Annotated in this window: 26 protein-coding genes; 14 read left to right on the top strand and 12 right to left on the bottom strand. The window is 63.2% G+C overall.

Annotated features, from left to right (window positions below):
* The 11 genes from rsfS (at position 1) to ACF8MI_RS21560 (ending at position 10,396) form a co-directional block, all read left to right on the top strand.
* A complete protein-coding gene (gene rsfS / locus ACF8MI_RS21510; protein WP_016712189.1) occupies positions 1 to 420 on the top strand; it encodes a ribosome silencing factor in 420 nt (139 codons plus the stop codon).
* A gap of 10 nt (positions 421 to 430) precedes the next feature.
* Complete coding sequence (gene rlmH, locus ACF8MI_RS21515; RefSeq protein ID WP_060498518.1) at positions 431 to 898, top strand: 23S rRNA (pseudouridine(1915)-N(3))-methyltransferase RlmH; 468 nt, start codon at positions 431 to 433, stop codon at positions 896 to 898.
* A gap of 16 nt (positions 899 to 914) precedes the next feature.
* Positions 915 to 2,804, top strand: a complete 1,890-nt coding sequence (gene mrdA / locus ACF8MI_RS21520; protein ID WP_060498517.1) for a penicillin-binding protein 2 — start codon at positions 915 to 917, stop codon at positions 2,802 to 2,804.
* 38 nt (positions 2,805 to 2,842) lie between these two features.
* On the top strand, positions 2,843 to 3,946 hold the full coding sequence (rodA, locus tag ACF8MI_RS21525; RefSeq protein ID WP_060498521.1) for a rod shape-determining protein RodA: 1,104 nt from the start codon (positions 2,843 to 2,845) through the stop codon (positions 3,944 to 3,946).
* Positions 3,947 to 3,963: 17 nt separating this feature from the next.
* Positions 3,964 to 4,974, top strand: coding sequence for a lytic murein transglycosylase B (gene mltB / locus ACF8MI_RS21530; protein ID WP_025754323.1), 1,011 nt, complete (start codon positions 3,964 to 3,966; stop codon positions 4,972 to 4,974).
* Positions 4,974 to 5,975, top strand: coding sequence for a septal ring lytic transglycosylase RlpA family protein (locus ACF8MI_RS21535; RefSeq protein ID WP_156867983.1), 1,002 nt, complete (start codon positions 4,974 to 4,976; stop codon positions 5,973 to 5,975). The genes mltB and ACF8MI_RS21535 overlap by 1 nt, the downstream gene beginning before the upstream one ends.
* A 220-nt stretch (positions 5,976 to 6,195) precedes the next feature.
* A complete protein-coding gene (locus ACF8MI_RS21540) occupies positions 6,196 to 7,356 on the top strand; it encodes a D-alanyl-D-alanine carboxypeptidase family protein (RefSeq protein ID WP_016712184.1) in 1,161 nt (386 codons plus the stop codon).
* Between the two features lie 73 nt (positions 7,357 to 7,429).
* Entirely contained in the window at positions 7,430 to 7,705 is a 276-nt protein-coding gene (locus ACF8MI_RS21545; protein WP_200928833.1) for a DUF493 domain-containing protein, read from the top strand.
* Positions 7,705 to 8,352 (top strand): lipoyl(octanoyl) transferase LipB, encoded by a 648-nt coding sequence (gene lipB, locus ACF8MI_RS21550; RefSeq protein WP_019098023.1) that lies wholly within the window; start codon positions 7,705 to 7,707, stop codon positions 8,350 to 8,352. The genes ACF8MI_RS21545 and lipB overlap by 1 nt, the downstream gene beginning before the upstream one ends.
* Positions 8,353 to 8,354: 2 nt before the next feature.
* Entirely contained in the window at positions 8,355 to 9,371 is a 1,017-nt protein-coding gene (gene lipA, locus ACF8MI_RS21555) for a lipoyl synthase (protein WP_223623450.1), read from the top strand.
* An 86-nt stretch (positions 9,372 to 9,457) separates the two neighbouring features.
* Positions 9,458 to 10,396, top strand: a complete 939-nt coding sequence (locus tag ACF8MI_RS21560; protein ID WP_060498514.1) for an LD-carboxypeptidase — start codon at positions 9,458 to 9,460, stop codon at positions 10,394 to 10,396.
* Between the two features lie 115 nt (positions 10,397 to 10,511).
* On the opposite strand, the gene ACF8MI_RS21565 is transcribed toward ACF8MI_RS21560, so the two are convergent.
* The 5 genes from ACF8MI_RS21565 to leuS all read right to left on the bottom strand — a co-directional run bounded on the left by ACF8MI_RS21565 (position 10,512) and on the right by leuS (position 16,593).
* Positions 10,512 to 11,828: a lytic murein transglycosylase gene (locus tag ACF8MI_RS21565; protein WP_060498513.1), complete on the bottom strand. Its 1,317-nt coding sequence runs from the start codon at positions 11,826 to 11,828 to the stop codon at positions 10,512 to 10,514.
* 60 nt (positions 11,829 to 11,888) lie between these two features.
* Positions 11,889 to 12,053, bottom strand: coding sequence for an alternative ribosome rescue factor ArfA (gene arfA, locus ACF8MI_RS21570; RefSeq protein ID WP_104833888.1), 165 nt, complete (start codon positions 12,051 to 12,053; stop codon positions 11,889 to 11,891).
* 189 nt (positions 12,054 to 12,242) lie between these two features.
* Positions 12,243 to 13,280: a DNA polymerase III subunit delta gene (holA, locus tag ACF8MI_RS21575; protein ID WP_060498511.1), complete on the bottom strand. Its 1,038-nt coding sequence runs from the start codon at positions 13,278 to 13,280 to the stop codon at positions 12,243 to 12,245.
* Positions 13,281 to 13,319: 39 nt separating this feature from the next.
* Entirely contained in the window at positions 13,320 to 13,925 is a 606-nt protein-coding gene (lptE, locus tag ACF8MI_RS21580) for an LPS assembly lipoprotein LptE (protein ID WP_060498510.1), read from the bottom strand.
* Between the two features lie 61 nt (positions 13,926 to 13,986).
* Entirely contained in the window at positions 13,987 to 16,593 is a 2,607-nt protein-coding gene (leuS, locus tag ACF8MI_RS21585; RefSeq protein WP_200928832.1) for a leucine--tRNA ligase, read from the bottom strand.
* 229 nt (positions 16,594 to 16,822) lie between these two features.
* Here leuS and ACF8MI_RS21590 point away from each other — a divergent pair, with 229 nt between their 5' ends.
* On the top strand, positions 16,823 to 17,137 hold the full coding sequence (locus ACF8MI_RS21590) for a hypothetical protein (protein WP_019098017.1): 315 nt from the start codon (positions 16,823 to 16,825) through the stop codon (positions 17,135 to 17,137).
* A gap of 135 nt (positions 17,138 to 17,272) precedes the next feature.
* On the top strand, positions 17,273 to 18,034 hold the full coding sequence (locus ACF8MI_RS21595; protein WP_200928831.1) for a YdcF family protein: 762 nt from the start codon (positions 17,273 to 17,275) through the stop codon (positions 18,032 to 18,034).
* 126 nt (positions 18,035 to 18,160) lie between these two features.
* Here the strand turns inward: ACF8MI_RS21595 and lnt are convergent, their stop codons facing one another.
* Genes lnt through ACF8MI_RS21615 form a run of 4 tightly spaced genes read right to left on the bottom strand, consistent with a single transcriptional unit; the run spans position 18,161 to position 22,016 of the window.
* Positions 18,161 to 19,678, bottom strand: a complete 1,518-nt coding sequence (gene lnt, locus ACF8MI_RS21600; protein ID WP_200928830.1) for an apolipoprotein N-acyltransferase — start codon at positions 19,676 to 19,678, stop codon at positions 18,161 to 18,163.
* 8 nt (positions 19,679 to 19,686) lie between these two features.
* Positions 19,687 to 20,526: an HlyC/CorC family transporter gene (locus tag ACF8MI_RS21605; RefSeq protein ID WP_016712172.1), complete on the bottom strand. Its 840-nt coding sequence runs from the start codon at positions 20,524 to 20,526 to the stop codon at positions 19,687 to 19,689.
* Positions 20,527 to 20,551: 25 nt separating this feature from the next.
* The gene (gene ybeY, locus ACF8MI_RS21610) at positions 20,552 to 21,025 is read right to left on the bottom strand and encodes an rRNA maturation RNase YbeY (protein ID WP_060498507.1); all 474 of its coding nucleotides are present in this window, start codon (positions 21,023 to 21,025) and stop codon (positions 20,552 to 20,554) included.
* Positions 21,018 to 22,016, bottom strand: coding sequence for a PhoH family protein (locus ACF8MI_RS21615; RefSeq protein WP_060498506.1), 999 nt, complete (start codon positions 22,014 to 22,016; stop codon positions 21,018 to 21,020). Before ACF8MI_RS21615 ends, ybeY begins: the two co-directional genes overlap by 8 nt.
* 176 nt (positions 22,017 to 22,192) lie before the next feature.
* Between ACF8MI_RS21615 and ACF8MI_RS21620 the strand changes: the two genes are divergently transcribed.
* Positions 22,193 to 22,519 carry a DUF1820 family protein gene (locus ACF8MI_RS21620; protein ID WP_060498505.1) on the top strand — a complete coding sequence of 109 codons (327 nt, stop codon included), beginning with the start codon at positions 22,193 to 22,195 and terminating at the stop codon, positions 22,517 to 22,519.
* Positions 22,520 to 22,522: 3 nt separating this feature from the next.
* Here the strand turns inward: ACF8MI_RS21620 and ACF8MI_RS21625 are convergent, their stop codons facing one another.
* The 3 genes from ACF8MI_RS21625 to thiE all read right to left on the bottom strand — a co-directional run bounded on the left by ACF8MI_RS21625 (position 22,523) and on the right by thiE (position 25,207).
* Positions 22,523 to 23,068, bottom strand: a complete 546-nt coding sequence (locus ACF8MI_RS21625) for a tetratricopeptide repeat protein (protein WP_016712168.1) — start codon at positions 23,066 to 23,068, stop codon at positions 22,523 to 22,525.
* Between the two features lie 214 nt (positions 23,069 to 23,282).
* The gene (gene hemL, locus ACF8MI_RS21630; protein WP_104833891.1) at positions 23,283 to 24,566 is read right to left on the bottom strand and encodes a glutamate-1-semialdehyde 2,1-aminomutase; all 1,284 of its coding nucleotides are present in this window, start codon (positions 24,564 to 24,566) and stop codon (positions 23,283 to 23,285) included.
* 17 nt (positions 24,567 to 24,583) lie between these two features.
* A complete protein-coding gene (gene thiE, locus ACF8MI_RS21635; RefSeq protein WP_200928829.1) occupies positions 24,584 to 25,207 on the bottom strand; it encodes a thiamine phosphate synthase in 624 nt (207 codons plus the stop codon).
* Positions 25,208 to 25,214 lie beyond the last annotated feature (7 nt).

A 25,214-nucleotide genomic window follows, 5' to 3' on the forward strand; every position in this document is an offset into this window, starting at 1 on the left:
ATGACCAAGCAGAAAATTTACGGCGAAGAACTGGTCGCCCTGACCAAGGCAGCGCTGGAAGACGTCAAGGCCCAGGACATTCAGGTCATCGACGTGCGCGAAAAGCACAGCCTGACCGACTACATGATCATTGCCACCGGTACCTCCAACCGCCAGATCAACGCGATGCTGGAAAAGGTCCGCGAAGCCGTGAAGGCCAAGGGCGCCCAACCACTGGGTGAAGAAGGCAAGGGCGACAGCGACTGGGTGCTGCTGGACCTGAACGACGTCATCGTGCACATGATGACTGCCGCTGCCCGCCAGTTCTACGACCTAGAGCGTCTGTGGCAGGGTGCCGAGCAAAGCCGTGCTGCCGATGGCAAGCACCACAGCCCGGACCACGCTCACGAGTACTCCGACAAGCTCAAAGACCGCGAATAAGGGCAGCGCTGTGCGTTTGCGCCTGATTGCGGTCGGCTCGCGCATGCCGAGGTGGGTCGAGGAAGGCTGGCATGAATATGCCAAGCGCCTGCCTGCCGAGCTGTCGCTGGAGCTGGTGGAAATCCCGCTGAACACCCGTGGCAAGAATGCCGACGTCGCCCGCCTGATCCGTCAGGAGGGCGAAGCCATGCTGAGCAAGGTGCAGCCTGGGGAACGCATTGTCACCCTCGAGGTCCATGGCAAGCCCTGGAGTACCGAGCAGCTGGCGACCGAGCTGGACCGCTGGCGCCTGGATGCGCGCACGGTGAATTTGATGGTGGGGGGCCCGGAAGGCCTTGCGCCTGAGGTCTGTGCGCGCGCCGAGCAACGCTGGTCGCTGTCGCCGCTGACCCTGCCGCACCCGTTGGTAAGGATACTCATCGGCGAGCAGATCTACCGCGCCTGGACCGTGTTGTCCGGGCACCCTTACCACAAATGAGCCTGTAAGCAGTCCGATGTCGCAGCCGATCCGTCTCAAGGACCACGAGAAAGACGCCCGCCTGGTGCGCAACCGCGTCGTGGTCGGCGCGGTGGCGATCATGCTGCTTATTTGTGTGCTGATCGCGCGGCTGTATTACCTGCAGATCATCCAGTACGACTACCACTCGACGCTGTCGGAAAACAACCGGGTGCATGTGCAGCCGATTCCGCCGACTCGCGGGCTGATTTTCGACCGCAACGGGGTGATCGTTGCCGACAACCGGCCCAGCTTCAGCCTGTCGATGACCCGCGAACGTGCGGGTAACTGGCAAGAAGTGCTGGATACCATCGTCGAAGTGCTGGAGCTGACGGCCGACGACCGCGCGTTGTTCGAAAAGCGCATGCGTCAGGGCCGTAGGCCTTTCGAACCCGTGCCGATCCTGTTCGAGCTGAATGAAGAGCAGATCGCCCGGGTGGCGGTAAACCAGTTCCGCCTGCCAGGTGTGGAAGTGGTTGCCCAGCTGGTGCGGCATTATCCGCAGGGTGCGCATTTCGCCCATTCGGTGGGTTATGTGGGGCGCATCAACGAGAAAGAGCTGAAAACCCTCGACCCGGTGAACTACAGCGGCACCCACCATATCGGCAAGACCGGCATCGAGCGCTTCTACGAGGACGCCTTGCACGGCCAGGTCGGCTACGAGGAAGTCGAGACCAACGCCCGTGGCCGTGTGCTGCGCGTGCTCAAACGCACCGACCCGCAACCTGGCAAGGACATCGTACTGAGCCTGGACATCAAGCTGCAGGAAGCCGCCGAAGCCGCGCTAGGCGGCCGGCGTGGCGCAGTGGTGGCGCTCGACCCGCGTACTGGCGAGGTGCTGGCGATGGTCAGCCAGCCAAGTTTCGACCCCAACCTGTTCGTGACGGGCATCAGCTTCAAGGCCTATGCCGAACTGCGCGACTCGATAGACCGGCCGCTGTTCAACCGCGTGCTGCGTGGCCTGTACCCGCCGGGTTCGACCATCAAACCGGCCGTAGCGATTGCCGGCCTGGACAGTGGCGTGGTCAACGCCAGCAGCCGGGTGTTCGACCCGGGCTATTACCAACTGCCCAACTACGACCACAAATACCGTAACTGGAACCGTTCCGGCGATGGCTGGGTCGATCTGGACACCGCGATCATGCGTTCCAACGACACCTACTTCTATGACCTTGCGCACAAGATGGGCATCGATCGGCTGTCCAGCTACATGAACAAGTTCGGCATCGGCCAGCGGGTTTCCCTCGACATGTTCGAGGAGTCCGCCGGGTTGATGCCATCGCGTGAATGGAAGCGTGCCACGCGCCGCCAGGCCTGGTTCCCGGGTGAAACCCTGATTCTCGGCATCGGCCAGGGCTACATGCAGGCCACACCATTGCAACTGGCCCAGGCCACGGCATTGATCGCCAACAAGGGCGTGTGGAACCGCCCACACCTGGCCAAGACCATCGAAGGCCAGCCGCCGGTGGATGAAAACCCCATGGACAACATCGTGCTGCGTGACAAGTCCGACTGGGCCAAGGTCACCCACGGCATGGAGCAGGTGATGCACAACGCCCGTGGTACCGCACGCAAGGCGGCTGCTGGCGCCCAGTACCGCATTGCCGGCAAGAGCGGTACCGCCCAGGTGGTGGCGATCAAGCAGGGTGAGAAGTACGACCGCAACAAGCTCCAGGAGCGCCACCGCGACCACGCCCTGTTCGTCGCCTTTGCCCCGGCCGATGACCCGAAAATCGTGGTCTCGGTGATGGTCGAGAACGGTGAGTCCGGCTCTGGTGTTGCTGCCCCCGTGGTACGCCAGATCATGGACGCCTGGCTGCTCGACGAAAACGGCCGGCTCAAGCCCGAGTTCGCGCCTGCCACCGTGACCCAGGAATCGGCCCTGTGATGAACAATTTCGATCGCATGCTCTCCAGCGAGGATGTGATGCGTCGGCGCGCCAGCTTCCTGCAGCGCATCCACATCGACGGCCCCTTGCTGATCATCCTGCTGACCCTCGCGGCCGGCAGCCTGTTCGTGCTCTATTCGGCCAGTGGCAAGAACTGGGACCTGCTGCTCAAACAGGCTACCTCGTTTGGCATAGGCCTGGTGTCCATGTTCGTCATCGCCCAGCTGGAGCCGCGATTCATGGCCCGCTGGGTACCCTTGGCGTACCTGACCGGAGTGCTGCTGCTGGTGGTGGTGGACGTGATGGGCCACAACGCCATGGGCGCCACGCGCTGGATCAACATCCCCGGGGTGATCCGCTTCCAGCCCTCGGAGTTCATGAAGATCATCATGCCGGCGACCATCGCCTGGTACCTGTCCAAGCGCACCTTGCCTCCGCATTTGAAGCACGTGGCCATCAGCCTTGTGCTGATTGGCGTGCCGTTCATATTGATCGTACGCCAGCCCGACCTGGGCACCGCGCTGCTCATCCTTGCCTCCGGTGCCTTCGTGCTGTTCATGGGTGGCCTGCGCTGGCGCTGGATCCTCAGCGTGCTGGCAGCGGCAGTGCCGGTGGCGGTGGCGATGTGGTTCTTCGTGATGCACGACTACCAGAAGCAGCGGGTACTGACCTTCCTCGACCCGGAGAGCGACCCGTTGGGCACGGGCTGGAACATCATCCAATCCAAGGCCGCAATCGGTTCGGGCGGAGTGTTCGGCAAGGGCTGGCTGCTCGGTACCCAATCGCACCTGGACTTTTTGCCCGAAAGCCACACCGACTTCATCATCGCCGTACTGGGCGAGGAATTCGGCCTGGTCGGCATCTGCCTGTTGCTGATTGTCTATCTGTTGCTGATCGGCCGTGGCCTGATGATCACAGCCCAGGCGCAGACCCTGTTCGGCAAGCTGCTCGCGGGCAGCCTGACCATGACCTTTTTTGTATACGTGTTCGTCAATATCGGAATGGTCAGCGGCCTTCTCCCCGTGGTGGGCGTGCCGCTGCCGTTTATCAGCTATGGCGGAACATCGTTGGTGACGCTGCTGTCAGCGTTTGGCGTTCTGATGTCGATCCACACGCACCGCAAATGGATCGCACAGGTTTGAATAAGGTGAAGAATTTCATGCAAGCAGTGCGTAACTGGGCTGCCCGTTGTGCGCCGTGGATCGGCGCGGTGGGCCTGTTCGGCGCTGTACAGCTGGCCCACGCCGGTGATTACCAAGGCTCGCCGCAGGTGGCCCAGTTTGTCGGCGAAATGAGCCGCGACTATGGCTTTGCCCCTGAGCAGCTGATGGGCGTGTTCGCTGACGTGCAGCGAAAGCAGTCGATCCTCGACGCTATCTCGCGCCCGGCCGAACGGGTCAAGCCGTGGAAGGACTACCGGCCGATGTTCCTCACCGACGCGCGCATCGCCCGTGGTGTGGACTTCTGGCGCCAGCACGAGGCGGTATTGGCCCGTGCCGAGCAGGAATACGGCGTGCCGGCACAGTACATCGTCGCCATCATCGGTGTGGAAACGTTCTTCGGCCGCAACACCGGCAACTACCGGGTGATCGATGCCCTGTCGACCCTGGGCTTCGACTACCCGCCTCGGGCTGAATTCTTCCGCAAGGAACTGCGCGAATTCCTGTTGCTGGCCCGCGATGAACAGCTCGACCCGCTCACGCTCAAAGGCTCCTACGCCGGCGCCATGGGCCTGCCGCAGTTCATGCCGAGCAGCTTCCGCAACTTTGCGGTGGACTTCGACGGCGATGGCCACATCAACATCTGGAACAACCCGGACGATGCCATTGGCAGCGTCGCCAGCTACTTCAAGCGCCATGGCTGGGTGGCCGGTGGGGGCGTGGTCAGCCGCGCCTGGGTGGATGGCGCGCGCGCCGACGAAGGCCTGACCACAGGCATCGAGCCTGTGAAAACCGTCGGGGAGTTGCGCACGCTCGGCTGGTCGGTTCATGATTCGCTGCGCGATGATCTGCCGGTTACCGCTTTCCGCCTTGAGGGTGACAATGGCCCCGAGTACTGGGTGGGCCTGAAGAACTTCTACGCGATCACGCGTTACAACCGCAGCGTGATGTATGCCATGGCGGTGCATCAGCTTGCGGAACAGCTGGTTCAAGTACGGGGCGTCAAGTAATGCGCGCAATCATCTCTGCCAATTCTTTCAAGCTGCTCACCTGCCTCGCCGTTGGCGTGCTGCTGGCCAGTTGCTCCTCCAACCGCCCGGCCCAGCAAAGCAGTGGCAACGTCGTGCGCAGTCAGCCAGGCCTGGACATCAACCGGGCACACAAGGACGGCGCGCCGTGGTGGGACGTGGATGTGAACAAGATCCCCGATGCCACGCCGACCGTGCATACGGGCAACTACAAGGCCAACCCGTACACGGTGCTGGGCAAGACCTATTACCCGATGCAGGACTCGCGCAACTACCGCGCCGAGGGCACCGCGTCGTGGTATGGCACCAAGTTCCATGGGCAGAACACCGCCAACGGCGAGCTGTATGACCTGTACGGCATGAGCGCAGCACACAAGACGCTGCCGCTGCCGGCCTATGTGCGGGTGACCAACCTGGCCAACGGTCGCAGCGTGATTCTGCGGGTGAACGACCGTGGCCCGTTCTATTCCGACCGTATTATCGACCTGTCCTATGCGGCTGCGAAAAAGCTCGGTTACGCCGAGATCGGCACCGCGCATGTGCGCGTCGAGGGCATCGACCCGCAGCAGTGGTGGGCCCAGCGTGGCCAGACGCCGCCGATGGTGCTCAAAGAACCGCAGGTAGCCCAGACCCAGGCGATCCCGGCCAACACCGGGCGTGTCGAGCAATGGACCCCGCCGCCTCAGCAGCACGCAGCGCCGGTGGTGCCGGTGCAGGTGGGGGGCAACAACGTGCCGGCGGGCAACGGCGGCAGCTTCCTGCAGGTAGGCGCCTTTGCCAACCCGGACGCAGCCGAGCTGCTGCGCTCCAAGCTCAGCACCATGGTCAATGCGCCGGTGTTCATCAGCTCGATCGTGCGTAACCAGCAGACCCTGCACCGCGTACGCCTGGGGCCGATTGGCAGCCAGGGCGAGATCCAGCAGGCACAAGACAGCATCCGCCTGGCGAACTTGGGGCAGGCCAAGCTGGTCACAGCAGACTGACCGTTTATATGGGGCGGCCATCAGCGTGGCCGCAACCAAACTGTCGGTTTTGTCATGAATTGCCGGGCGCGCCCATGTACAATGACGGCTTTTGCCCGCAGCGACATAAAGCCGCACGTTCGTGGGCCAGGCCGACGGCCAAAAAACTAGACTGACTGGCGCTGGGCACACGATCTTGCCCAGGGAACATCTCAGACCATTAGCGATTTTCGAGAGACGGATGAACATCACCAACCTTGCCAAACGACTTTGCCTGCCTGTACTGCTGATGATCACGCCTGCCGCCTTCGCGGCTGAGCAGATGACGCCGGCACCACCTCAATTGGCAGCCAAGTCCTACGTACTCATGGACGCGTCCAGCGGCAACGTGCTGGTCGAGAACAACGGTGACGAGCGCCTGCCGCCGGCCAGCCTGACCAAGCTGATGACCGCCTACATCGCCACCCTGGACATCCGCCGTGGCCAGATCGGTGAAAACGACCCGGTCACCGTCAGCGAAAACGCCTGGCGTACTGGCGGTTCGCGCATGTTCATCAAGGTGGGCAGCCAGGTGACCGTCAGCGACCTGCTGCACGGCATCATCATCCAGTCCGGCAACGACGCTTCGGTCGCCCTGGCCGAGCACATCGCCGGCAGCGAAGATGCCTTCGCCGACATGATGAACAAGACGGCTGCCGACCTGGGCATGACCAACAGCCACTTCATGAACCCGACCGGCCTGCCGCACCCGGACCACTATTCGTCTGCGCACGACATGGCCACCCTGGCCCGTGCGATCATCACCGTCGACCCGGCCCACTACGCCATCTATTCGCAGAAGGAATTCTTCTGGAACAACATCAAGCAGCCGAACCGCAACCTGCTGCTGTGGCGTGACAAGACCGTCGATGGCCTGAAAACCGGCCACACCGACGAAGCTGGCTACTGCATGGTGGCTTCGGCCGTTCGCGACGGCCAGCGCCTGATCGCCGTGGTGTTCGGTACCAACAGCGAGCAATCGCGTGCTGCCGAAACCCAGAAGCTGCTGACCTATGGCTTCCGCTTCTTCGAAACCCAGACCTTCTACCAGAAGGGCACCGAGCTGACCCAGGCTCCTGTCTGGAAGGGCGCCACCGGCCAGATCAAGGCTGGCCTGGCCGACGACCTGACCATGACTATGCCTAAAGGCCAATTGAAGCGCCTGCAGGCTTCGATGACCATGAACCCGCAGCTCACCGCACCCATCGCCAAAGGTGACGTGATCGGCAAAGTGGAAGTCAAACTGGACGAGAAAGTGGTTCACAGTGCCGACCTGATCGCCCTCGATGGCGTCGAGGAAGGTGGTTTCTTCCGCCGTATGTGGGATAGCATCCGTCTATTCTTCTACGGGTTGTTCAACTGATACGTGACCTGCATGCCCCCGCGTATCTCGCGGGGGCGTTGTTGTTGCCACGGCTTACGAGGCCGTTTCCGCCATGAGCGAACCAGACGTCAAGTCGCATAAAATCGAATTCCCTTGCGACGATTACCCGATCAAGGTAATCGGCGATACCGTTGTCGGCTTCAAGGACACCGTGATCGAAATCCTCAGCAAGCACGCGAAAGTCGACCTTTCCACCCTGGCCGAGCGCCAGAGCAAGGAAGGTAAGTACACCACCGTGCAATTGCACATCGTTGCCGAAAGCGAGAACCAGCTGCACGATATCAACAGCGCCCTGCGCGCTACCGGCCTCGTGAAAATGGTGCTTTGATGTCCGCCTGCCTCGGTTTTCGCGAGCTTGGCCTGCAGCCCTACGAACCGGTGCTGGAGGCCATGCGTCGCTTCACCGAGCAGCGCACCCCGGACAGCCAGGATGAAATCTGGCTGGTCGAGCATCCTGCGGTCTTCACCCAGGGCCAGGCTGGCAAGGCCGAGCACCTGCTGGTGCCGGGTGATATCCCGGTGGTGCAGACCGACCGCGGCGGCCAGGTGACCTACCATGGCCCCGGGCAGTTGGTGGCCTACCTGCTGCTGGATGTGCGCCGGCTGGGCTTTGGCGTGCGCGAGCTGGTCAGCCGTATCGAGCAGACGCTGGTCGACCTGCTGGCCAGTTACGACGTGCAGGCTTCTGCCAAGCCCGACGCCCCGGGCGTCTATGTCGATGGAGCGAAAATCGCCTCCCTCGGCCTGCGAATTCGCAACGGCCGTTCGTTCCACGGCCTTGCCCTGAACGTGGACATGGACCTTGCGCCATTCCGCCGAATCAACCCCTGCGGCTATGCGGGGCTGGCGATGACCCAGCTGCGCGACCTGGCAGGTCCGATCGAACTCGACGAGGTCAGGACAAGGCTGCGCGGACAGCTGGTCAAGCACCTCGACTACGCTGAGCAGACGACCCTCACGGGCGGAATCGACTGAATATGACAACTGTGCAAGAAGCCGTGCCGAACCTGATACCCAACCAGGATGTCACCCCGCGCCCAGCGCCGAAGAAGGTGGAAGCTGGGGTAAAACTGCGTGGCGCCGAAAAGGTGGCGCGCATCCCGGTGAAGATCATCCCCACCGAAGAGCTGCCGAAAAAGCCTGACTGGATTCGCGTGCGTATTCCGGTATCGCCCGAGGTAGACCGCATCAAGCAACTGCTGCGCAAGCACAAGCTGCACAGCGTGTGTGAAGAGGCTTCCTGCCCGAACCTGGGCGAGTGCTTCTCCGGTGGTACCGCCACCTTCATGATCATGGGTGACATCTGCACCCGTCGTTGCCCGTTCTGTGACGTAGGCCACGGCCGGCCGAAGCCGCTGGACCTGGACGAGCCGAAAAACCTCGCTGTCGCCATTGCCGACTTGCGCCTGAAGTACGTTGTGATCACCTCGGTGGACCGCGACGACCTGCGTGACGGTGGTGCCCAGCACTTCGCCGACTGCATCCGCGAAATCCGCGCGCTGTCGCCGGGCGTGCAGCTGGAAACCCTGGTGCCGGACTACCGTGGCCGTATGGACGTCGCGCTGGAAATCACCGCGCAAGAGCCGCCAGATGTGTTCAACCACAACCTGGAAACCGTACCGCGCCTGTACAAGGCTGCGCGTCCGGGCTCGGACTACGACTGGTCGCTGGACCTGCTGCAGAAGTTCAAGCAGATGGTCCCGCATGTACCTACCAAGTCGGGCTTGATGCTCGGCCTGGGCGAGACCGACGAGGAAGTGATCGAAGTGATGCACCGCATGCGCGAGCATGACATCGACATGCTCACCCTCGGCCAGTACCTGCAGCCGTCGCGCAGCCACCTGCCGGTGCAGCGTTTCGTGCACCCGGACACCTTCGCCTGGTTCGCCGAGGAAGGTTACAAGATGGGCTTCAAGAACGTCGCCTCTGGCCCGCTGGTGCGTTCTTCGTACCACGCTGACCAGCAGGCCCACGAAGCCAAGATCAAGCTCTGAGCCTGGTCTGAGGCACGCATGCCGATGCACGCCGAAGGGCGGCATCGGCATTTTTGTTTGTGTACCAAGCGCTGCAAGGAGCCGCAATGAACTGTGCCGAAACGTTACTACCGAGCCTGCCAGCCGCGTTGCCGACTAACGCCTGCTTTGCCATTGTCGCCCCGGCAGGCGCGGCGAGGCTGGATACGCACAAGGTCAGCCAGTGGTTTGCCGACCGTGGCTACGGCTGCCGCCTGTACCCCGCTGTCAACCAGGCCCAGGGCTACCTGGCAGGCTCTGACCAGCAGCGCTTGCAAGACTTGCACGATGCCTTTGCCGATCCGACCATCGACGCCATCCTGTGCATGCGCGGTGGTTACGGCAGCATGCGCCTGCTTGATCGGCTCGACTTTGACCTGATTCGGCGCAACCCCAAGCCGTTGATCGGCTACAGCGACATAACCGCGCTGCACACGGCCATCTATCGGCATGCCGGGCTGATCACCTTCCATGGAGGGATGCTCAATGCCGACTTGCTGGGGGCGAAGTTGCCGCCGACCGAGTCGTCGTTGTTGGCGCAGTTGGGCGGGCATGTGCGGGCAGGCGACCAGATCGTGCACCCGACGGACTATGCCTTGAGCAGTGTATTGGCGGGTGTGGCCAGTGGTCCGCTGCTGGGCGGTAACCTGTCGATGCTGGGGGCGACGATGGGGACGCTGGCCGAGCTTGATACCCAGGGCTGCATTTTGTTTATCGAGGACGTCAACGAGCCGTTGTACCGGGTGGACCGGCTGCTGACGCAGTTGCGTCTGGCGGGCAAGCTGGAAGGGCTGAAGGGCGTGCTGGTTGGGGATTTTGCCGGGATTACAACGGCGGCGCTTGCACCGTTGCTGGAGGAAACCTTTGCCCCGCTGGGTGTGCCGGTGCTGGCGGGGTGGCGCAGCGGGCACTGTGACCCGAATGTGTGCTTGCCGTTAGGGGCGCGGGTGAGGTTGGACAGTGATCGGCAGGAGTTGGTGCTGGAGCAGGATCTGTTCGAGGTTTGAGATTGTCGGGGCTGCTTTGCAGCCCTTCGCGGGCACGCCCGCTCCCACAGGGTTTGGTGCGATATCTGTGGGAGCGGGCGTGCCCGCGAAGGGGCGCAACGCGCCCCCAGCAATCTCACTGCTGACGCAGGCTCTCAAGCAGCCTGTGGGTCGGGTAGCCATCCGCCGGCCACCCCAGCCCTTGCTGGGCATTGCGAATGGCCTTGCGGGTATTGGCGCCGATGATGCCATCGGCATTCCCGGCCTCATGCCCGCGGCTGTTCAGCAGGTTCTGCAACTCCATGCGCTCGCTGCGGCTCAGCGGCAGGTCTTCTTTCGGCCAGCTGCCGGCAATGAAGCCCCAGCCGCTGAAACGATCCCCCAGCAAGCTCACCGCCAGCGCGTAGGACGACGAGTTGTTGTACTTGAGGATGGCGCGGAAGTTGTCCAGCACCAGGAACGCCGGCCCACGCGCCCCCGCCGGCAGCAGCAGGGCGGCAGACAGTTGGTTGCTGTTGGCGGGCAGTTGCGTGCCTGCAGGCAGTTTCACACCCATCGCCAGCCACTCGCTCACCGGTTTGCGCAGCGCGCCATCGGCTTGCCAGAAGTCGAAACCAGCCGGCACCTGTACCTCGAAGCCCCACGGTTGGCCACGCTTCCAGCCCGAGCTCTGCAGGTAGTGGGCGGTCGAAGCCAGGGCATCGGGTGTGCTGTTCCAGATATCGCGGCGGCCATCGCCGTCAAAGTCAACGGCGTGGGTGTTGTAGGTGGTCGGGATGAACTGGGTCTGGCCCATGGCGCCGGCCCATGAGCCGCGCATGGCTTCAGGCTGGATATCACCATGCTGGATGATCTGCAGCGCAGCGATCAGCTGGTCCTGGGCGAACTGTGGGCGGCGGCCTTCGTAGGCCAGGGTGGCCAGCGAGCGGATCACCGACTTGCTGCCCTGGAACTGGCCGAAATTACTTTCCATCCCCCACACCGCGACCAGCACCTGGCGGTCCACGCCATAGCGTTGTTCGATGCGTGTCAGCAACTCGGCATTCTGCTCCAGCAGCTTCTTGCCGTTGCGCACGCGCAGGGGCGATAGGGCGCCTTCGAGGTATTCCCACACCGGGCGGGTGAACTCTGGCTGGCTGCGGTCGGCCTTGATCACGTCCATGTCAGGGGTGACGCCGAGGAACGCGCGGTCGAAGGTGCTGGGTGAAATCCCGGCTTGCAGGGCCTGTTGGCGGAAGCCGGCCTGCCACTGGGCGAAGGTTTGCAGAGGCTGGATTTCGGTGCTGACGTCAGGCGTCGCGCCGGGCACAGTTACCACGGGAGCGGGTTGCGCAGGGGCCAGCGGCAGTGCGTCGGCGGCGGTGGGTTTTTCCGCGCATGCCACAAGCAGGATGAAGCTGGAGGCCGCGATCAGCTGGCGGGTTTCCCAACGGGGGATAAGACGGAAGAGCATGCACAGATCCAGAATTGCAGGTCAGGTGACGACCATACCATGCCTGCGCTTGCGATGCTTTCATGCAGCCAAAAAGTAGGAAGCCTCCCAATCTCTCGATTGGAAGGCTTCGCGGCGGTAGCTGCCTTTGCCCTTGACCGGTTGTTCCTGGCGGCAGCGGAACAGGGGCTGGGCGATGATCGACTTGGCCTTGTTGGGGCCGTGCTTTTTCGGCTTTTTGCTCATAGCGGGGTTCCCGGGTTGGGTGGGTTTCGGGGCGCACTGTAGGGCTTGGTGCGGGTAGGGGCCAATTGATAATGTTTATGGTCGATCGCAGTCCTGTGGGAGCGGGCGTGCCCGCGAACACCGGCGAAGCCGGTGCCATCGACCGCGTCGCCTGATTCGCGGGCATGCCCGCTCCCACAGCTACCCCCGTTATTCCGGGGGGAGCGCCAGACGCTGGCCAGCCATCAGCAGCGACAGGCGAGCCAAACCCGTCCAAGGAGAGCCCTCGGCCTGCCCCTTGATTTGCGCATCGATACGCTGAGCATCCTGCAACAACTGAGCCCAGCGCTGTGCTGACAAACGTTGCAGGGCCTTGCTGACCAACGGTCGGCGTTTGTCCCAGATCGGCGGGCGGGCCTGGCTGAAGGCCTTGTCCAGCGGTACACCCTGGCTGAATTGTTGGGCTAGCCCAGCCAGCTGGCGCAGCTCACGGGCCAGGGCCCAGAGGATGACTGGCGGTTCTACCCCCTCGCCACGCAACCCCTCGAGCATACGCAGGGCATGCGCAGCTTCTCCGTTGAGAATGGCGTCCACCAGGCCGAAGACATCGAAGCGAGCGCTATCAGCAACCGCGGCCTGCACCGTTTCCACGGTGATTTGGTTGCCGTCGGCCAGTAGCTTGAGCTTTTCGATTTCCTGTGCGGCTGCCAGCAAGTTGCCTTCCACGCGCGCGGCAATCAGGTCGACAGCGTCACGCTGTGCCGACAGGCCGGCCTGTTGCAGGCGCTGGTTGATCCACTGCGGAAGCTGATGCACGTCCACCGGCCAGATCTGGATGAACTGGCAATGCGCGCCTTCGATCAACGCCTTGCCCCACTTGGTCTTTTGCGCACTACCGTCGAGCTTGGGCAGGCTGACCAGCAGCAGGGTGTCTTCGGCGGGGTTGGCGCAGTATTCCATCAGTGCGGCGGCACCCTTGTCACCGGGCTTGCCCGAAGGTAGGCGCAGTTCCAGCAGGCGGCGTTGCGCGAACAGCGACAGGCTGGCGCCAGCCTGGAGCAGGGTGCCCCAGTCGAAGTTGGCGTCGGCACTGAACACCTGGCGCTCGTCGAAACCTTGTTGACGCGCGGTCTTACGGATGGCGTCGGCAGCTTCCTGGCACAGCAACGGGTCGTCGCCGCTGACCACGTAGACCGGTGCCAGGGCGCCTTGCAGGTGCTTGTTGAGTTGGGCGGGGGCAAGTTTCATGGGAAACAGGTGGGGCACCCGAAGGTGCCCCGCACGGGCTTAGTTGCCCGGTACTTCCAGCGGCGACTGCTGAGGCGTTTCGGCCTGCTGACGGCGGGCAGCTTCCAGCGCGGCGGCTTCGGCCTGGGCGCGTTCGTCGGCTTTGCGCTGCAGTTCGTCCAGCTGAGACGGGCTCAGCATCTGCAGACGCACGACCATGGCGTTGACCAGATCGCGGCGCATTTCTTCACGGGCGCGGTTGGCTTCCTGCTCGGAACCGGTGATGTTCGAGCCGTCACGCACGTAGATTTTGCGTACTTCCAGCTTGTCGCTCATCAGTTCCAGGTTGTTCAGGCCCTGGATGCTGTAGTTCAGCACTGTGGTCAGCTCGTATTCGGCAGTACGGTTGCCGCTGCTGTAGGTGGCCGAACGCTCGTTTTCCTGCTCGTTGGTCAGCACCAGACGGTAGGGCGCACCGGCGTGTACGTTGACACCGCTGCGCTCCAGTACTTCACGCAGCTGGACCACGGTCGGTCCATAGGCGTTGCGCGCGCTGACGTCCATTTCCTTCACGCTCAGCTCGGTAGAGCCGGTGCCGCGCAGCTGGAAACCGCAGGCGCTGAGCATGACCGCCAGGCCGATTACCAGCAAATTGCGTTTGATCATGTTGTTGCTCCCTTGTGGGCCTGTTACGCCCGCCCGCAGTGACTGCGAGCGGGCGCTGCCATCAGTTGGCGACGATGTTTACCAGTTTGCCCGGTACCACGATGACCTTGCGGATGGTCAGGCCATCGATGAAGCGCACGACGTTCTCGTTGCTGCGGGCAGCGGCTTCGACTTCTTCGCGGCTGGCAGCAGCCGGCATTTCGACCTGGCCACGCAGCTTGCCGTTGACCTGCACCACCAGGGTGATGGTGTCCTGCACCAGCGCTTGTTCGTCGACACTCGGCCAGGCGGCATCGATTACCGAGCCTGGGTGGCCCAGTTGCTGCCACAGCTCGTGGGAGATGTGCGGGGTGATCGGGGCCAGCAGCAGGGTGACGGCTTCAAGGCCTTCCTGCAGCAGTGCGCGGTCCTGTTCGCTGGCCTGCGGGGCCTTCTCCAGCACGTTCATCACGGTCATCACCTGGGCGATGGCGGTGTTGAACTTGTGGTACTGGCCCACGTCGGTGCTGGCCTGCTTGATGGCCGCGTGGATGGCGCGGCGGATGACCTTCTGCGCGTCGTCCAGTGCGGTGACATCCAGCTTGCCCGGCAGGCCCTGGCTGACGTGCGCCTGAGCCAGGCGCCAGACGCGACGCAGGAAGCGGCTGGCACCTTCGACGCCGGAGTCGGACCATTCCAGGCTCATGTCGGGCGGCGAGGCGAACATCATGAACAGGCGGCAGGTGTCGGCACCGTAGGCTTCGATCATCGACTGCGGGTCGACGCCGTTGTTCTTCGACTTCGACATCTTCTCGGTGCCGCCGATTTCCACCGGCAGGCCGTCGGTCTTCAGGCGAGCACCAATGATCTTGGCCTTGGCATCGCGCTCGATCTCGACATCGGCCGGGTTGAACCAGTCCTTGCCGCCGTTGCTGGCCACACGGTAGTAGGTTTCGGCGACGACCATGCCCTGGGTCAGCAGGTTCTTGAACGGCTCGTTCGAGGTAACCAGGCCTTCGTCACGCATCAGCTTGTGGAAGAAGCGCGCGTACAGCAGGTGCAGGATCGCGTGCTCGATACCGCCGATGTACTGGTCGACCGGCAGCCAGTGGTTGGCGGCTTTTGGGTCTACCAGGCCCTTGTCGTAGTTCGGCGAGGCGTAGCGGGCGAAGTACCAGGACGACTCGACGAAGGTGTCCATGGTGTCGGTTTCGCGCTTGGCCGCAGTGCCGCATTTCGGGCAGGTGCACTCATAGAATTCCGGCATGCGCGCCAGCGGCGAGCCGGCGCCATCCGGCACCACGTTCTCGGGCAGGGTGACCGGCAGCTGGTCTTCCGGCACCGGCACGTCGCCGCAGGACGGGCAGTGGATGATCGGGATCGGACAGCCCCAGTAGCGCTGGCGGCTGATACCCCAGTCACGCAGGCGGAACTGGGTGCGCGACTTGCCCAGTTCCTTGCGGATCAGGGCGGCTTCGATGGCGTCGAAGGCGCCGGCGAAGTCCAGGCCATCGAACTCGGCGGAGTTGATCAGCTGGCCGTGCTCGCCATAGGCGGCCTGCCAGTCGCTGCCCACTTCATCGCCCGCGCTGGTGCGTACCACGGCCTTGACCGGCAGGTTGTACTTGTGGGCGAACTCGAAGTCGCGCTCGTCGTGGGCCGGCACGGCCATCACGGCGCCATCGCCGTAGTGCATCAGCACGTAGTTGGCGACCCATACCGGCAGCTTCTCGCCGGTCAGCGGGTGCTCTACCAGCAGGGAAGTGGCCATGCCTTTCTTCTCCTGGGTGGCCATGTCGGCCTCGGCAACGCTGCCGCTCTTGCACTCGTCGATGAACGCTTGCAGCGCCGGGTTGCCCTGGGCCGCCTGGGTGGCCAGCGGGTGCTCGGCGGCGACGGCGACGTAGGTGGCGCCCATCAGCGTGTCGGGACGGGTGGTGAAGACCTTCAGGGTGCCCTCGTGGCCGATGCTGGCCTGGTCGTACGGGAACTGTACTTCCATGCCGCGCGACTTGCCGATCCAGTTGCGCTGCATGGTCTTGACCTGCTCAGGCCAGCCCGGCAGCTCGTCGAGGCTTTCCAGCAGCTCGTCGGCGTAGTCGGTGATGCGGAAGTAGTACATCGGGATTTCGCGCTTTTCGATCAGCGCGCCCGAACGCCAGCCACGGCCGTCGATGACCTGCTCGTTGGCCAGTACGGTCTGGTCTGCCGGGTCCCAGTTCACGGTACCGTTCTTGCGGTAGATGATGCCTTTCTCGAACAGGCGGGTGAACAGCCACTGCTCCCAACGGTAGTAGTCGGGTTTGCAGGTGGTGACTTCACGTGCCCAGTCGATGGCCAGGCCCAGGCTCTTGAGCTGGGTCTTCATGTAATCGATGTTTTCGTATGTCCACTTGGCCGGGGCGACGTTGTTTTTCATCGCCGCGTTTTCCGCGGGCATGCCGAATGCGTCCCAGCCCATCGGCTGCAGGACGTTCTTGCCCAGCATGCGCTGGTAACGGGCAATCACGTCGCCGATGGTGTAGTTGCGAACGTGGCCCATGTGTAGCTTGCCGCTCGGGTACGGGAACATCGATAGGCAATAGTAGGTGTCTTTGCCTGGCTGTTCGGTAACAGCGAACGATTGTTGCTCGTCCCAGAACTTCTGGGCGGCGGCTTCGATATCACGGGGCGTGTATTGTTCGTGCATGGCTACTTTTGGCTGAGAGAGGAGAGACCTTGTTCCAGGCAGCGGAACCTCGCTGCGTCCGGCACTCCGGTGTCGTTTAGAGTGAACGCCGTAGCATACAGCAGCGCTGCGCATCGTGGGAAACCTTCGTTGCGAATGGCCGCTGGTCGCAGCACCCGGCTGCTTTTCATGGCGCCGCTAAGCTCAGGTGTGGGGGGAGATATTCTTTATCTTCAATTGAGGTGAACGGATGGGAGAGACGCAGCTACCCGCAATGAAACCGGAGCTTTACGAGCGCCTGATCGACCGGCTTGGCCTGGCACTGGAAGTGGCAAGGACCTCGGTACGATTGCGCGACGAGATGCCAGCCGAGCTGGAGTTGCGCGGCCTGAGCCACGCAGAGTTCGAAGTGATCAAGGCTTACCTGGAATCCCTCCCGGAGCGCCACAATGCCTCTGTCGGCAGTTACCCGCAAGCGGAGCCGACATCGGCCAAGATCATCTGGCTCAAGGACAAGAAACGCCCCGCCAATACGGCGAGATCCAGGACGCTGCCACATCGCTAGCCGTTCAGGACGCCAGGCGCGGGCTATCGCGCGCCGGTTCTTCACTATCACACAACTCACGATCGGCGCCGGCCGCACCCTTGTTGACCGGCGCCGATCCTTCTAGGCTGCACGCCTGCCAAGGAGGTGTGGCCGATGCCGATCCGATTCTTCATCAAACAATGGCTGATGCCGCCGGGCATCCTGTTTCTGCTGCTGCTTGCGGCGTGGTGGCTGCGTGCCCGGCGGCCACGGTTGGCGGCGCTGTGCTTTGCCGTGGGGCTTGGTGGCCTGTGGCTGATGAGTTTGCCGCTGGTGGTGCAGGAAACCGCCCATAGGCTGGAAAGCGAGCCTCCGTTGGCTGTAAACGACTGGGCCGGTCTTGCGCGGCGGGCGGATGCCATCGTGGTGCTGGGCGCAGGGCGTGAGCGCGGCGACCCGGCCTGGGGCGGTAGCGACCAGCCCACGGCCACGGCTTTGGAACGCATGCGTTTTGCTGCGCAGTTAGCCAAGGCCTCGGGCTTGCCGGTGCTGACCAGTGGCGGGCTGCACTATGGCACGCCGCCGAGTGAGGCGCGGTTGATGGCGGATCGCCTCCACGACGACTTTGCTGTTGACGTGAAGTGGCGCGAAGAGGCCAGCCGCACGACCTGGGAAAATGCCCAGTTCACGGCCAAGGTGCTGCAGCCGTTGGGGATTCGCCGTGTGGTGGTGGTGACACAGGCCTGGCACATGCAGCGCTCGCGCTGGAGCTTCGAGCAAGCGGGGTTCGAGGTGGTGCCGGCGCCGGTGGGGTTCCTGGGGCAGGATCATGCGCGGCCGTTTGGCGGATTGCTGCCGGAGAGCCGGGCGATGTGGCAGGGCGGGCAGTTGCTTAATGAGGTGGTGGGGTTGGTGGGGTATCGGGTTTTCTATTGAGCCTTGCATCGCCTGTGCAGGCCTCTTCGCGGGCAAGCCCGCTCCCACAGGTACTGCACATGCCTTCCAGGCTGTGAAAATCCTGTGGGAGCGGGCTTGCCCGCGAAGAGGCCAGTACAGGAAAACTCAGACGGTTTTGGCGATGCGGCCTGCCAGCAACGCCCAGCCCAGCAGCAATGCGCAGACAATCGCCAGCGGCCACGAACGCCATTGCAGGTAAGGCGTCAGTTGCTGCATCGGCACCACCTCACCATACAGCACAGCCTGCTGGAACTGCGGAATCTGCGTGGTAATACGGCCAAACGGGTCGATCAGCGCGGTCACGCCGTTGTTGGTGGCGCGGATCATCCATCGTCCGGCTTCCAGCGCGCGCATCTGTGCCATCTGCAGGTGCTGCAACGGGCCGATCGAGGTGCCGAACCAGGTATCGTTGCTGATGGTCAGCAGCAGGTCACTGCGTGCCGCCAGGCCAGCGGCAAACTCGGGGTAGACCACTTCGTAGCAGATGTACGGCGCAATCTGGTAACCCTTGGCCTGCAGCAGTGGCTGGTCTTCCGGCCCACGGGCGAAGTCCGACATGGGCAGGTTGAAGAACTCGATGGCGCCACGCAGCATGTCCTGCAGCGGTACGTACTCGCCAAACGGCACCAGCTTCTGCTTGAGGTAGGTGCCGTCACCTTCACCGGTCACAGTGATGCCGTTGTAGTAGCGGTGCTGATGGTGCACCACTTCCCGCACTGGCACGCCGGTGATCAGCGCCGAATGCCGCTCGGCAGCAAAACGGCCCATCACGTCGATGTAGCCTTGGGCCTGGTCCTTGAGCACCGGCACCGCCGTTTCTGGCCACACCAGCAAATCCACGGGTTTTGAGCTGAAGCTCAGGTCGCGGTACAGCGCCAGTTGCGCGTCGATGTGCGCTGGGTCCCATTTCAGGTCTTGCTCGACGTTGCCCTGAATGGCCGCCACTTTCAACGGGTCACCTACCGGTTTGGTCCAGGCGTGGCCCTTGAGCGCCAGGCCCAGTGCCCATGGGGCCAACAACAGCAGGCAGCCCACGGCCAGGAACGAGGGGCGGGCACGCAGGCGGTGCAGGTTGCACAGCAGGGCAGCAGTGAGCGCCAGCGTGAAGGAAATCAGCCACACGCCGCCCAGCGGAGCCAGGCCCGCCAGCGGGCCGTCCAGCTGGCTGTAGCCGGCGTAAAGCCAGGGGAAACCGGTCAGGAACCAGCCGCGGAAGACCTCTTGCAGCAGCCACAGCGCCGCGAAGCACAGGGCATCGGCCAGCGGCGCTTCGTTGCGCCGTAGCCAGCGTGCCCACAGCCAGGTCGGCAAGGCAAAGAACCAGGCCAGCGCGGCGAAGAACGCCAGCAGCAGCAGAATCGCTAGCAGCGGCGAGGCGCCGCCGTAGGTGTTCATGCTGACGTAAATCCACCAGGTGCCGGCGCCATACAGGCCAAAACCGAACCACCAGCCACGCCACATGGCCTGGCGCGGGCTGAGCTCGCGCAGGCCAAGGTAGAGCATGGCGATGGACAACACGGCCAGCGGCCAGATGTCGAACGGCGCCAGGGCCAGGAGGGTAGAGGCACCGGCCGCCAGGGCCAGCAGGTTACCGGGCCAGCCGGGGCGGGTGATCCAACGCATGTTAGTCCTTAACGGGTGATCGGGGTCAGGCGCAGCAAGTGTATCCGCCGGCTGTCGGCGTTGAGAATACGGAACTTGTAAGACCCGATCTCGGTAGTTTCGTTGCGCTTGGGCAGATGGCCGAAGGCGCTCATCACCAGGCCGCCGACCGTGTCGAACTCGTCATCGGAGAACTCGCTGTCGAAGAACTCGTTGAAGTTGTCGATCGGGGTAAGCGCCTTCACCAAAAAGTCACCGCTGGGCAGCGGCTTGATGTAGCTGTCCTCCTCGACGTCATGCTCGTCCTCGATGTCGCCAACGATCTGCTCCAGCACGTCCTCGATGGTCACCAGGCCCGCCACACCGCCGTATTCGTCGATGACGATGGCCATGTGGTTATGGTTGGCACGGAACTCGCGCAGCAACACGTTCAGGCGCTTGGACTCGGGCACGAAAGTGGCCGGGCGCAGCAAATCCTTGATGTTGAAGCTGTCGCCGTTTTCCTTGAGGATCAGCGGCAGCAGGTCTTTGGCGAGCAGGATCCCGAGTACGTCGTCGTGGCTTTCGCCGATTACCGGGTAGCGCGAGTGCGCGGCGTCGATCACCGCCGGCAGGAATTCACGCGGCGACTGGCTGGCCTTGATGCTGATCATCTGCGAACGCGGGACCATGATGTCGCGAACCTGCAGGTCGGCGACCTGTATGGCGCCTTCGACGATGGTCAGTGCTTCGCTGTCCAGCAGCTTGTTCTGGTGCGCTTCGCGCAGCAGCTCAAGCAGCTCCTGGCGGTTTTTCGGCTCATGGGCAAAAGCCTGGGTCAGTTTACCCAGCCAGGACTTCTGCCCGTTGCTCGATCGATCTTCGCTCATGGCGGTTCTCGTGATCCTTCGTGTTTCAGTGTGTGAGAGTGTCGGTTTCATCGTCGGCGTACGGGTCGGGGTGACCCAGTTCTGCCAGCAATTCCCGTTCCAGGCTTTCCATTTCCTCGGCTTCCTCATCCTCGATGTGGTCGTAGCCGAGCAGGTGCAGGCAACCGTGCATGACCAGGTGTGCCCAGTGCGCTTCGAGCGATTTGCCTTGTTCGGCCGCTTCGCGCTCGACCACCGCCACGCAGATGACCAGGTCGCCCAGCAACGGGATATCGAGCAGGTCGTCAGGCACGTCGGCCGGGAACGACAGCACGTTGGTCGCGTAGTCCTTGTGCCGGTAGGTGTGGTTCAGCTCGCGGCCTTCGGCTTCGTCGACCAGGCGAATGGTCATTTCCGAGTCGGCACTGCGCTGGCGCAGGGCCAGTTCGCACCAGCGGCGGAAGGCGGCGTCATCCGGGGCGGCAGCGTCCGTGGCCCGTTGAATATCAAGTTCAAGCATCTTTGCCGGGCGCCTCGGGCTTGGCCTGGTGGGCTTCGAAGCGGTCGTAGGCTTCGACAATGCGCTGCACCAGTGGGTGACGAACCACATCCTTGGGTTGGAAGTGGGTAAAGCTGATACCCGGAACGTCTTTCAGCACCTCGATGACGTGCGCCAGGCCCGATTTGGTGCCACGCGGCAGGTCGACCTGGGTGATGTCGCCGGTGATCACCGCCGTGGAGCCGAAACCGATGCGGGTGAGGAACATTTTCATCTGTTCCAGCGTGGTGTTCTGGCTTTCGTCGAGGATGATGAAGCTGTTGTTCAGGGTGCGGCCACGCATGTAGGCCAGCGGGGCGATTTCGATCACCTGGCGCTCGATCAGCTTGGCCACGTGTTCGAAGCCGAGCATTTCGTACAGGGCGTCGTACAGCGGGCGCAGGTACGGGTCGATCTTCTGCGCCAGGTCGCCGGGCAGGAAGCCGAGCTTTTCGCCCGCCTCGACCGCCGGGCGTACCAGCAGGATACGGCGTACCTGCTCACGCTCCAGTGCGTCAACGGCACAGGCCACGGCCAGGTAGGTCTTGCCGGTACCGGCCGGGCCGATGCCGAAGTTGATGTCGTTGGCCAGGATTTCCTTCACGTAGCGCTGCTGGTTGAGCCCGCGCGGGCGAATGTTGCCCTTGCGCGTACGCAACGACACGCTGACCTCGTTGACGGCCGGGTTGTCGATGTTCTCGACGGCCGACTCCTGCAGGTACAGGTGTACGGTTTCCGGCGACAGGTCGGTGGCCTTGGTCTCGCGGTAGAGACGGCGCAGCAGCTGTTCGGCAGCGGAAGTGGTCTTGGGTTCGCCGATCAGTTCGAACTGATTGCCGCGGTTGCGGATTTCGATGGCCAGGCGCTGTTCGATCAGGCGCAGGTGCTCGTCGAACTGGCCGCACAGGTTGGCGAAACGGTGGGCCTCGAAGGGCTCGAGGATGAAACGATGGGGTTCTATGGGTGCGTTCAAGGTCGTTTTTAGCCGCTCGACGGCAATGGATGTGAACTCAAGAATAACCCTTGAATGGCAGTGGCGAAAGCACTGAAACGTTCAACGGTATGTAGGGCCGGTACAGCCGACACAGATCAGCAAACCTGTCTGCTATGATGCCCGCCTTTTCTTACGCATGTGTTATCCCGCCGAACATGAGCAAACGCGAACCTGCCATCTATAAAGTGATCTTCCTCAACCAGGGGCAGGTCTTCGAGATGTATGCCAAGCAGATCTACCAGAGCGACCTGTGGGGCTTTCTGGAAATCGAGGAGTTCGTGTTCGGCGAGCGCTCGCAACTGGTGGTGGACCCGAGCGAGGAAAAGCTCAAGAGCCAGTTCGAGGGGGTAGTCCGCAGTTTTGTGCCGATGCACTCGATCGTGCGCATCGATGAGGTGGAGCGCCTGGGCACGGCCAAGATCAGCGAAGCCAAGGGCGGCGGCAATGTCATGCCATTCCCGATGCCGATGCCGGAAAAGTAAGCCTCAGGGGAGCGGCGAGAACGGCGTACGCCCTTCGGCGTTCTGCAGTTCCAGCAGGTACTTGCGGAAGATCTGGCCGAGCACCTGAGTGGCGTGCTCAAGCTCGTCGCGGGGCATTTGCTCGGTCACTTCGTCGGCCATGTCCAGCGCATCTTCTGCGCCGTTGACGGCGGCCATCTTCAGCAGGATGTAGGCCTGCACGTTGTTGGCCTTGACCCCTTCGCCATGGAAGAACATGGCCCCCAGGCGGTACTGCGCGTCGGCGTGGCCTTGCAGCGAAGCCTTCTGGAACCAGTCCAGGGCTTTGTCGAGGTTTTTTGGCGTTTGCGTGTAGAAGTACTCGCCCAGTTCGAACTGTGCCTGGGCATCCCCTGCGGTTGCCGTCTGCTCGCAGGCCTTGAGGGCGTTTGCCAGGTCTTCAGGCTGAACGTTCAAGGTGCAGCGGCCCGTCGCCGGAATGAGCAACGAGTTACCGCCCTCCGCCAGGGCCAGCAGGGGCTGAAGAAGCAACAGGCAGCCCAGGGTCAGGGCGCGGCCGGTGCGGTTCATGGGGATCGACTTACCTCTGTGAAGCTGCGGCCAATGTCTCTGGTGGCACATTATGGGATAAGCAGCGCCAACCTTACAAAGTTTTACTCGAATTTCTGCTTGGCTGGGGAAGTCAGCTGATTGTGCTGGGGTAATTATTTCCTGTACCGGCCTCTTCGCGGGCAAGTCGGGGCGCCGAACCGCCGCTCCCACAGAGGCCGGTGCAGGCTGGCAGTTACTTCAGGGCTGCAAAGGCCTTTTCAGCCGCATCCAGGGTGATCTGCAGCTCCTTGTCGCCATGGGCGATGGAGGTGAAGCCCGCCTCGAACGCGCTCGGTGCCAGGTACACGCCACCCTCCAGCATCAGGTGGAAGAAGCGCTTGAAACGCTCGGCATCGCTGGCCATCACGTCTTCGAAGGTGACGATGTCGTCGGCGCCGCTGAAGTACAGGCCGAACATGGCGCCGGCCTGGGTGGTGACAAACGGTATGCCAGCGGCATCGGCGCGCTGTTGCAGGCCGTCGAGCATGCGGCTGGTGTAGTCGGTCAGCTCAGCGTGGAAGCCTGGGCGGCTGATCAGCTTCAGGGTGGTCAGGCCGGCGGCCATGGCCAGCGGGTTGCCCGACAGGGTGCCGGCCTGGTAGACCGGGCCAAGCGGGGCGATGCAGCCCATGATTTCACGCTTGCCGCCGAAGCAGCCGACCGGCATGCCGCCACCGACGATCTTGCCGAAGGTGGACAGGTCCGGCTTGATGCCGTAGTGGCCCTGGGCGCCGCCCAGGGAAACGCGGAAGCCGGTCATCACTTCGTCGAAGATCAGCACCACGCCGTGTTTGTCGCACTGCTCGCGCAGGCCTTCAAGGAAGCCGGGCGCCGGCGGTACGCAGTTCATGTTGCCTGCCACCGGCTCGACGATGATGCAGGCCACGGTCTGGCCGACGTCGGCCAGGGTCTTCTCGACGGCGGCGATGTCGTTGAACGGCAGCGTCAGGGTGTGCTTGGCGAAGTCGGCCGGTACGCCCGCCGAGCTTGGCACGCCCTGGGTCAGCAGGCCGGAACCGGCTTTTACCAGCAGGCTGTCGGAGTGGCCGTGGTAGCAGCCTTCAAACTTGATGATTGCATCACGGCCGGTGTAGCCACGGGCCAGGCGGATGGCGCTCATGGTGGCCTCGGTGCCCGAGCTGACCATGCGCACCATTTCCATGGACGGTACCAGCGAGCAGACCAGGTCGGCCATGTCGGTTTCCATGGCGGTCGGTGCGCCATAGGACAGGCCGTGCTCCAGCTGCTTGCGTACCGACTCCAGCACGTCCGGGTGGCCGTGGCCGAGGATCATCGGGCCCCAGGAACCGACATAATCGACGTAGCGCTTGTCGTCCTCGTCAACGACGTAGGCGCCTTCGGCATGCTTGAAGAACAGCGGCGTGCCGCCCACGCTTTTGAACGCGCGCACTGGCGAGTTGACGCCACCGGGGATGTGCTTCTGGGCTTTGGCGAACAGGTCTTCGGAACGGGACATGAAAGGTTCTCTCGAAATCAGGATGCTAACAAGGCATTGAAGGCGCGGGCGCGGCGGGTAACTTCCTGCGCGCTGTCGGCACCGAACAGGCCGTGGATCACCGCCAGCAGGTCGGCGCCGTGGGCGACCAGCGGGGCGGCGTTGTCGAGGGTGATGCCGCCGATCACCGCGATCGGCAGTTTCACCTGGGCGCGTGCCTGCTCCAGCAGTTGGACGTTGGCAGCGGGCGCACCCGGCTTGGTGACGGAATTGAAGAAGCGGCCAAAGGCCACGTAGCTGGCCCCTTCGCTGGCGGCCTGGGCGGCCAGGTCGAGGCTGGCATGACAGGTGGAGCCGATGATCGCCTGGCGGCCGAGCAGGGCACGGGCCGGGGTCAGCGGGCCATCGGTCTGGCCCAGGTGCACGCCGACGCCCAGGCGTGCGGCCAGTTCGGCGTCGTCGTTGATGAGCAGTTGCGTGCCGTAGCGCTCGCAGAGCTTCATCAGCCCTTCGGCTTCGCGCAGGCGGCGCGCGGCGTCGTCGCTTTTGTCGCGGTACTGCAGCAGGCACACGCCGCCTTCCAGTGCCGCCTCGACATGGGACAGGAAACGGCCGGCGAGCAGCTGGCTGTCGGTGATGGCGTACAGACCGCGTAGCTTCATGAAAGGC

Origin of the sequence: Pseudomonas sp. yb_9 (assembly GCF_043103635.1) — a bacterium.
Taxonomy (GTDB): Bacteria; Pseudomonadota; Gammaproteobacteria; order Pseudomonadales; family Pseudomonadaceae; genus Aquipseudomonas; species Aquipseudomonas monteilii.

Bases quoted from the DNA above. Each gene is read 5' to 3' on its own strand.
- rsfS (WP_016712189.1), top strand. From the start codon at position 1: ATGACCAAGCAGAAAATTTACGGCGAAGAACTGGTCGCCCTGACCAAG.
- mrdA (WP_060498517.1), top strand. From the start codon at position 915: ATGTCGCAGCCGATCCGTCTCAAGGACCACGAGAAAGACGCCCGCCTG.
- rodA (WP_060498521.1), top strand. From the start codon at position 2,843: ATGCGTCGGCGCGCCAGCTTCCTGCAGCGCATCCACATCGACGGCCCC.
- mltB (WP_025754323.1), top strand. From the start codon at position 3,964: ATGCAAGCAGTGCGTAACTGGGCTGCCCGTTGTGCGCCGTGGATCGGC.
- ACF8MI_RS21535 (WP_156867983.1), top strand. From the start codon at position 4,974: ATGCGCGCAATCATCTCTGCCAATTCTTTCAAGCTGCTCACCTGCCTC.
- ACF8MI_RS21540 (WP_016712184.1), top strand. From the start codon at position 6,196: ATGAACATCACCAACCTTGCCAAACGACTTTGCCTGCCTGTACTGCTG.
- ACF8MI_RS21545 (WP_200928833.1), top strand. From the start codon at position 7,430: ATGAGCGAACCAGACGTCAAGTCGCATAAAATCGAATTCCCTTGCGAC.
- lipB (WP_019098023.1), top strand. From the start codon at position 7,705: ATGTCCGCCTGCCTCGGTTTTCGCGAGCTTGGCCTGCAGCCCTACGAA.
- lipA (WP_223623450.1), top strand. From the start codon at position 8,355: ATGACAACTGTGCAAGAAGCCGTGCCGAACCTGATACCCAACCAGGAT.
- ACF8MI_RS21560 (WP_060498514.1), top strand. From the start codon at position 9,458: ATGAACTGTGCCGAAACGTTACTACCGAGCCTGCCAGCCGCGTTGCCG.
- ACF8MI_RS21565 (WP_060498513.1), bottom strand. From the start codon at position 11,828: ATGCTCTTCCGTCTTATCCCCCGTTGGGAAACCCGCCAGCTGATCGCG.
- arfA (WP_104833888.1), bottom strand. From the start codon at position 12,053: ATGAGCAAAAAGCCGAAAAAGCACGGCCCCAACAAGGCCAAGTCGATC.
- holA (WP_060498511.1), bottom strand. From the start codon at position 13,280: ATGAAACTTGCCCCCGCCCAACTCAACAAGCACCTGCAAGGCGCCCTG.
- lptE (WP_060498510.1), bottom strand. From the start codon at position 13,925: ATGATCAAACGCAATTTGCTGGTAATCGGCCTGGCGGTCATGCTCAGC.
- leuS (WP_200928832.1), bottom strand. From the start codon at position 16,593: ATGCACGAACAATACACGCCCCGTGATATCGAAGCCGCCGCCCAGAAG.
- ACF8MI_RS21590 (WP_019098017.1), top strand. From the start codon at position 16,823: ATGGGAGAGACGCAGCTACCCGCAATGAAACCGGAGCTTTACGAGCGC.
- ACF8MI_RS21595 (WP_200928831.1), top strand. From the start codon at position 17,273: ATGCCGATCCGATTCTTCATCAAACAATGGCTGATGCCGCCGGGCATC.
- lnt (WP_200928830.1), bottom strand. From the start codon at position 19,678: ATGCGTTGGATCACCCGCCCCGGCTGGCCCGGTAACCTGCTGGCCCTG.
- ACF8MI_RS21605 (WP_016712172.1), bottom strand. From the start codon at position 20,526: ATGAGCGAAGATCGATCGAGCAACGGGCAGAAGTCCTGGCTGGGTAAA.
- ybeY (WP_060498507.1), bottom strand. From the start codon at position 21,025: ATGCTTGAACTTGATATTCAACGGGCCACGGACGCTGCCGCCCCGGAT.
- ACF8MI_RS21620 (WP_060498505.1), top strand. From the start codon at position 22,193: ATGAGCAAACGCGAACCTGCCATCTATAAAGTGATCTTCCTCAACCAG.
- ACF8MI_RS21625 (WP_016712168.1), bottom strand. From the start codon at position 23,068: ATGAACCGCACCGGCCGCGCCCTGACCCTGGGCTGCCTGTTGCTTCTT.
- hemL (WP_104833891.1), bottom strand. From the start codon at position 24,566: ATGTCCCGTTCCGAAGACCTGTTCGCCAAAGCCCAGAAGCACATCCCC.
- thiE (WP_200928829.1), bottom strand. From the start codon at position 25,207: ATGAAGCTACGCGGTCTGTACGCCATCACCGACAGCCAGCTGCTCGCC.